Genomic DNA, 4,467 nt, shown 5'->3' on the forward strand with positions numbered 1-4,467 from the left:
AAAATCTTAAAAGAAGAAAGCAATCCTATATGGTGTATTGGTTATGGGAATATGCTTCATTAATATTTGAATGAAATTATTGTTTTATGAAAAGAGGTGAATGATGAACAAGAGATGGGAATATTTTCCGATTAGTGTGTGGAAATTGTATTTTGATCCATACGGTTACGGAGAATCAGTAATTGCTGAATTATCCAAGGACGAATGTGGAGATTGGTTGCTTAGTTCGGATTTGCTTGGGTTTAAAGAGGAATATTTTGATGATTTTAATGACCACGAATGTTTAGAGGTGGTGCAGTATCGAGTGGAAGAAATGATTCATGAGCACTACTTAGGTGACGCAAAATACTATCAGGAAGTAGCCAATAAGTTTATGGAGGAGACGTGATGGATTTATATTTTAAATTTAAGTTTATGTTTGAATATTTAATACCTATAGTTCTTATTGGTCTGGTCACACTGTACTGTATTGTTGAGCATTTCAAGAATCGTAAGTAAACAGATATTTTATAAATAAAAGGGAGGTATAGCTTGCAGGCAAAACAGGAAAATGTCTTCATTAATACAGATAAAAGGATTATCTATATTCACGATTATATTCAGCAGAGTACAATTAGCAAAGTTTGCTACAATTTATTATGGTTACTTGATGAAGATGATACAAAGGAGTCCAAAGAAAAAGACTTCGTAAGGAAGCCAATAAAGATTTATATAAATTCTCATGGCGGTTACGTAGATGATATGTGGGCGTTAGTTGATATCATGGTTAATAGTAAAACACCGGTTTATACATACAGTACCGGTTATGCGGATAGTTGCGGTTTCTTTATATTCTTAGCAGGAGAGAAACGCTTCATATCTACTCACACAAAAATGACATGTCATCAGTTTAGTGGCGGAGTAATTGGAGAGTATCAAAATATGAAAGAAGCCATGGAAGAGTATGATAAACTCTGGATTGATTTTGAAAACTATGTGTGCTCCCGTACCATGATTACTCAAGAAAGAATTAATGATGTTAGAGAAAGAAAGTTAGACTGGATTATTTATTCAGAAGAGTCAATCAAACTGGGAGTGGCAACGGATATTATCACTGAATTTTAGGAAGGAAGGTTTTAGTATGGGAGACAATATGGATTACAAAAGTTATTTAGGTATCAGATATTACAAGCGGTTAGGATTTTTGAAGAAGTATCGTAGCGTATTGGTAATGGCAGCATCATTGATTTTCAACCTGGTAAGCAGTTTATTAGTTTACAAACCAGAAGGAGTTCCATTTAATAAATCTCCATTAACTGTAGCCGAGTGGATTTGCGATATTATCAGCATGATTGTGTTTGCGGTTGGACTCTTGATGATGTTTTATGATATCAATTCAGATCAGAAACAGAAGATTAAAGAAGCATTAAATGAGTCTATGAAGTAGGTGCTGTTATTTTTGTACCCAAATTTAAGGAAAATGAAACTAATTTAAAGTGAAAATAGGAGGAAAGGTGATTTGACCGGTCATTAAAGCTAGCTTTGCTCCGAAAGATAATTGGACAATAAACATAGTAAAGAAGATTTAGCTCATCTTCAATCATTGTCACTTGAAAACAAGATTAAAGTAACTCAAACAAGATTATTAGAATGGTATGTAAAGAATGATAATAAATGCTACGTATCATTTTCTGGTGGGAAAGATAGCACTGTATTGGCTTATTTGGCAGCTCAAGTTTGTAATATGTTGAAATGTAAGTTGGTGTTGTGGTTCTCCGATACAGGGTTAGAATTTCCTGAAGTGAGGGAACACGTAAAAAGTTTTACGGAGTGGTTAAAAGATAAATTCCCTAATTTAGAGATTGAATTGGCAATTGATTATCCAAAAGACAGAAACGGAAAGCGAATTCTATTCAAAGATGTTATTTTAAAATATGGATATCCGCTAATCAGTAAAGAAATATCAAGAGATGTATCAGCAACTAAGAATAAACCAAATGGCAAGACTTCTCAGAAATTTCAGTCTGGTAGTGAGTACCATAAGAAATACGGAGACTCGTGGTTATTAGAAAAATGGAGCTATTTGTTATATACGCCATTTAAAATATCTAATCAATGCTGCAACGTGATGAAAAAGACTCCCGCACACAAGTTTACAGGTAAAAGTGGGTTGTTACCCATTATAGGGACGATGGCATCTGAAAGCATATTAAGAAAAAAAGAATGGTTACAGAGCGGATGTAATGCTTTTAGTAATAAAAATCCGTCTAGTAAACCCCTAAGTTTTTGGAAGGAACAAGATATTTTTGAATATATAGTAAAATTCCAAATTCCTATTTCATCTGTATACGGAACTGTTTTTAAAAATGATATGGGATTTTATAAAACTACTGGATATGACCGCACCGGATGCATGTTTTGTGGATTTGGATGTCATTTGGAGAAAGAACAAAATAGATTTCAAAGAATGAAATTAACCCATCCTAAAATATGGGAATATTGCATGAAACCAGTTGCAGATGGCGGACTTGGCATGAAAGAAGTTTTAGAGTACATAGGCGTTAAAATCGAGTGAAGCTAAACACAATATATTGGTAACAAATGGCTCTTTTATGAGATTTTAAAAATGATAAGGAGGATTGATTATTGAGATTTGATAAAACTGAGGTGTGGGGTTTTGAACATGCTTTACGAGGTACTAGGAATCCTATGAATAGTTGGGAGAGGAGTGATAGTAGACAGTTAAATTGTCGGCAATGTGATTCTATTTGTACAAATGAGTGCAATCCCAACAACGGAAATTTCTTTATTGGAGCTAATGATATGAAACTTGCACAGCAGCTCATTAGAGCCGGGTCGGAACATAGAAAATTTTTACGACAGATTTTCGTATCTGTAGATATTACAGCTCCTCTTTATTGGTGGAAAGAATTTGACACTTATAAGATAGGTACGACTGCGAATTCTACTAGTTTCATGCACAAGGGATTATCAAAAGATTTTGACATAAATGATTTTGAAAACAGCTTAAATGTAGATACTTTATATAATGCAAATAAGGGATTTGAAGTTCCAATTGAAGAAATCAATGAAGAATGGAAAGACGTTATTGGCTATGAAAGTTTGTATAAAGTTTCTAACAAGGGCACTCTTATTAGAAAGCAATTTTCTGTAGTTGACATAGATGGTAGAAATAGAACTTATTCAGAAAAAAAGATTAAGCCATCTATTAATTCGTCTGGTTACAAAAAGGTTGTATTAAGAAAAAATGGAGTTGGTTCTAACGAATATTTGCATAGGCTAATTGCAATGCATTTCATACCGAACCCATTAGAATTGCCTCAAGTGAACCATAAGGATGGGAATAAATTAAATTGTAATATAAGTAACTTAGAATGGGTCAGTATAAGTGAAAATTCACAACATGCATTTGATAATGATTTAAGATATATTACTGGATACAACAGAACTGTAGTTGGAGAAAAGAATAGACGGTTTTCAGATGATGATGTCTTGGAAATCATGAATTATTACAATGACGGTTGGACTCAAAAAGAAATTTCTGATTATATGGGGTGTTATGATTCTACGATAAACAATATTGTTAATGGTAAAAAATACAAAACACCAGAATGCGAGGCCATTGATGATTGGAAATATATAATAAATAGATTAAACACATTAAGAAAAGAATACCTGCAGACAAGAGAATATTCGATCTGGAAGCATATTGTTGAAATTTTACCATCATCATGGCTTCAAACACGTACTATTACTGTAAATTACGAAAATTTATATTCAATGATTAGGCAGCGAAAAAACCATAAACTTACAGAATGGAGCGTGTCGTTTATCAATTGGTGTAAGACGTTGCCATATTCAGATGAATTATTGTTTTTGGATTTGGATAAGAAGGGAGAAAACTAATTGAAATGCAAGTATTGTAATTCTATGAAGTCTCCCGCTGCGTTGTGTGGGTGCGAAGATTATTGGTGTTATGGTGTAAAGGAACCATTTGTAATTGAAAATATAGAGCACGAATGCACGGAATATCCACAAGAATATTGGGATAAAAAGGAGGGTGTTATGCAAGTTAATGGTCAGAATTATGAATCAACCGATAAAATGGTATCTCATCCATCGCATTATCAGTCATCAACAGGTTTAGAAGTGATTGATGTCATAAAAGCATTCACCGAAGGTTTGAACGGGATTGAAGCTACTGACACCGGAAACATCATTAAATATGCTTGCAGATGGAACGATAAAGGCACTCCAATTAGAGATGTAGAAAAAATTATTTGGTATGCTACACATTTGTTAAATGAATTAAAAGAAAAAGAAGCTGCTTTAAATTACACAGAATAGGAGGCTACATCATAGAAAGACTTAAAATTTATTTAGCAGGATCTATGACAGCATTTGGTGCAGACAGATTTGAAGAAGGAAATTTGTGGAGAAAAGAAGTGGCGGTAAGATTATTTCGCA

6 protein-coding genes are annotated in these 4,467 nt (G+C 33.5%); all 6 read left to right on the forward strand.

Annotated features, from left to right (window positions below):
* Positions 1-100: 100 nt before the first annotated feature.
* The 6 genes from FAY33_RS18960 (at position 101) to FAY33_RS20020 (ending at position 4,347) form a co-directional block, all read left to right on the forward strand.
* Positions 101-388 carry a hypothetical protein gene (locus FAY33_RS18960; RefSeq protein ID WP_143323036.1) on the forward strand — a complete coding sequence of 96 codons (288 nt, stop codon included), beginning with the start codon at positions 101-103 and terminating at the stop codon, positions 386-388.
* Positions 389-531: 143 nt separating this feature from the next.
* On the forward strand, positions 532-1,104 hold the full coding sequence (locus tag FAY33_RS18965; RefSeq protein ID WP_185967729.1) for an ATP-dependent Clp protease proteolytic subunit: 573 nt from the start codon (positions 532-534) through the stop codon (positions 1,102-1,104).
* A 16-nt stretch (positions 1,105-1,120) separates the two neighbouring features.
* Positions 1,121-1,426, forward strand: coding sequence for a hypothetical protein (locus FAY33_RS18970; RefSeq protein ID WP_143323039.1), 306 nt, complete (start codon positions 1,121-1,123; stop codon positions 1,424-1,426).
* A 111-nt stretch (positions 1,427-1,537) separates the two neighbouring features.
* The gene (locus tag FAY33_RS18975) at positions 1,538-2,554 is read left to right on the forward strand and encodes a phosphoadenosine phosphosulfate reductase family protein (protein WP_143323041.1); all 1,017 of its coding nucleotides are present in this window, start codon (positions 1,538-1,540) and stop codon (positions 2,552-2,554) included.
* 71 nt (positions 2,555-2,625) lie between these two features.
* Positions 2,626-3,906: an NUMOD4 motif-containing HNH endonuclease gene (locus tag FAY33_RS20015; protein ID WP_143323043.1), complete on the forward strand. Its 1,281-nt coding sequence runs from the start codon at positions 2,626-2,628 to the stop codon at positions 3,904-3,906.
* The gene (locus tag FAY33_RS20020; protein ID WP_243126849.1) at positions 3,907-4,347 is read left to right on the forward strand and encodes a DUF3310 domain-containing protein; all 441 of its coding nucleotides are present in this window, start codon (positions 3,907-3,909) and stop codon (positions 4,345-4,347) included.
* The last annotated feature ends 120 nt before the right edge of the window (positions 4,348-4,467 follow it).

This window comes from Clostridium sp. HBUAS56010 (genome assembly GCF_007115105.1).
In the GTDB taxonomy this organism is placed as follows: domain Bacteria; phylum Bacillota; class Clostridia; order Lachnospirales; family Lachnospiraceae; genus Lacrimispora.

Coding starts and splice junctions, on each gene's coding strand:
- FAY33_RS18970 (WP_143323039.1), top strand. CDS start 1,121: ATGGGAGACAATATGGATTACAAAAGTTATTTAGGTATCAGATATTAC.
- FAY33_RS18960 (WP_143323036.1), top strand. CDS start 101: ATGATGAACAAGAGATGGGAATATTTTCCGATTAGTGTGTGGAAATTG.